Origin of the sequence: Staphylococcus pasteuri (assembly GCF_030547725.1) — a bacterium.
Taxonomy (GTDB): domain Bacteria; phylum Bacillota; class Bacilli; order Staphylococcales; family Staphylococcaceae; genus Staphylococcus; species Staphylococcus pasteuri.
On sequence record NZ_JAUOQO010001139.1, the window covers coordinates 1 to 229 of the forward strand.

Below are 229 nucleotides of genomic sequence, written 5' to 3' on the forward strand. Positions count from 1 at the left end.
GTCGAATTGCGTGTTGTAGTAGCTTGTCACGCATCATTCGACCATTTACATAAAAGTACTGCTGGTCGTTTTGGGCGCGAGCCACTTCAGGTAAACCCAACCAACCATGTAAACGCAGCTGATCATGCTGATTGTCTAGATGCAAACAATGGTGAGTGAATGGCACACCCAAAACTGTACTTACTCGCTTTAACTGCTTATCGAGCTCTTTAGAAATACGGTATTGGCG

The 229-nt window shown here is 45.0% G+C and carries 1 protein-coding gene; it reads right to left on the minus strand.

All coding sequences use genetic code 11. From position 1 onward, the window contains the following. Positions 1-229: hypothetical protein (locus Q4528_RS16680; protein WP_303522928.1), on the minus strand; the 229-nt coding region annotated here is incomplete at both ends.